Raw genomic sequence first — 1,779 nt, forward strand, 5'->3', positions numbered from 1 at the left:
AACAAGTCGCCTTTGCGAAAACCGTCCCCCGTGCTCCCGCCGACGGCAAAGCCTGTGAAAATCCTATCCCTTGTTTTCTTTTCTGAAGGGGGAGACTACGAGTTCAAAAGATTATTCTTTAGGTCCCCTACCGGAGACCCTTGACCATCAGATAGTACGTGGTAAACACGTCCCAACTGTTGCCAAAATTGCCAGACATGTTGATGTCTGAGGCAAATGCATGAAAGCCGTAATGCACAATTGCAGGCTGAGATGTCTGAAGCCACGGAGACCAGGTAAACGATGACTGTGCGTTGCCAACAGTCTGAGTAACAGCAGGCTTGAAATACACAGTGATTGGACGATTGCCAGTGTAACTGCGTACCTTACCGTTCTCAAGAAACGTGTTCAGATTAGCACGTGTGTACGTGCCCGCTGGAGCCATCGTCGTACGCTGATCCTTGATAATGTGCAACTGCGTACCAGCAAGATTCGTAATGTTAGGCGGAGTGATGTCCGTAGTGTCATTACCCGCAAACGAATCAAAACGGGGAACGAACCTTACCTTGATGGCATTGATCTTATACTGGTCAAACAACGGAGTCAACTCCGTATATGACGGCATCTGATCCAAGGTAAATTGGAACTGCTTCCAAAAGTCAACAGTACTTGCAGCGGATGGCTGCCAATACGACGAATTAAAAGTCCGCTGAATCTTCGTTACACCAACAGGCATACGATAACGCATCGGACGTGCAATATTAAAACGCCGACGCTTGGACTGATACGGACGCTTGCGCTTAGATCGATAACGCTTGACCACCATTTGTACTCAAAACTTAGATATTAATTCGTCGATAAAAGACTCCTCAAACTTGGTGTCAATGCGCATCATGACAGCATTGAAGATGCCACGAGCCTGATAGAGATTGATGCCACGATTGCCCTCCTTGAGGGCCTGAACAACATGACGCCCTACCTCGTAGCGCTTGTACGTACCGTCTTGACCATTGAAGTCAAGAGGCTTGATAGCCTGCATAACAGTCTCAATAACACCCTTGGAACCATTGACCTTGGCCTTGGCCTTGAGACGACGATTCTCCTCCCAAAACTCTGCATGACGCTTCCTGACGTCGATGTCTATCGCCTGATGGCACACAACGTCTGGAAGCTCGCCCTCCTTCTTCGTCGGTCCCTTGCAGAGATACCTTACCCATCCATCATAGTCATTAACCTTGCCGACGCTGTACTCCTCATTGCCCGACACCTTGAACCGACCACGAATCTGCTTACGCAGGTTGTCTATTGTCTGTTCCCACCAGACGATCCCTTGGTAATGCGATCGGCTAGCCTCCGTCTCATACACAATGAACACGGCACCATCGAAATGACCAAAATAATCCCGCACAGCGTCACGAGTAGCATCATTGAGCGCATGTACACGTACCTTGAGAAACATGTTTATACATGAAAGACATTATACCTTTATACCATTTATACACCCCAGGTGGAAGTGGACTCTTCGAGTCCCGCCACCTGGGGACCCCTTCGGATAAATCCTCACAACCGAGGCGGCGGCCGGTGCCCGGCCCGCCACCGCCTCGGGGGGCACGGCCCCCCAAAGGGGGGCCGCACCATACCTTCGCGGCCTCCGGCCGCGAGACGTGGGGGCGCGGTGTTCCGCAAAGGCGAACAAGTCGCCTTTGCGAAAACCGTCCCCCGTGCTCCCGCCGACGGCAAAGCCTGTGAAAATCCTATCCCTTGTTTTCTTTTCTGAAGGGGGAGACTACGAGTTCAAAA

At 51.0% G+C, this 1,779-nt stretch carries 2 protein-coding genes; both read right to left on the reverse strand.

What is annotated here, in order from left to right; translation table 11 throughout:
- Nucleotides 1-127: 127 nt before the first annotated feature.
- The gene (locus HWQ67_RS17600) at nt 128-805 is read right to left on the reverse strand and encodes a hypothetical protein (RefSeq protein ID WP_218254002.1); all 678 of its coding nucleotides are present in this window, start codon (nt 803-805) and stop codon (nt 128-130) included.
- A 6-nt stretch (nt 806-811) separates the two neighbouring features.
- Nucleotides 812-1,438 carry a hypothetical protein gene (locus HWQ67_RS17605; protein WP_218254003.1) on the reverse strand — a complete coding sequence of 209 codons (627 nt, stop codon included), beginning with the start codon at nt 1,436-1,438 and terminating at the stop codon, nt 812-814.
- Between the last annotated feature and the right edge of the window lie 341 nt (nt 1,439-1,779).

It is taken from the genome of Candidatus Magnetobacterium casense (genome assembly GCF_019173545.1).
Taxonomy (GTDB): domain Bacteria; phylum Nitrospirota; class Thermodesulfovibrionia; order Thermodesulfovibrionales; family Magnetobacteriaceae; genus Magnetobacterium; species Magnetobacterium cryptolimnobacter.

Excerpts from the sequence above, each read along its gene's own strand:
- HWQ67_RS17605 (WP_218254003.1), bottom strand. The coding sequence starts at position 1,438 with ATGTTTCTCAAGGTACGTGTACATGCGCTCAATGATGCTACTCGTGAC.
- HWQ67_RS17600 (WP_218254002.1), bottom strand. The coding sequence starts at position 805 with ATGGTGGTCAAGCGTTATCGATCTAAGCGCAAGCGTCCGTATCAGTCC.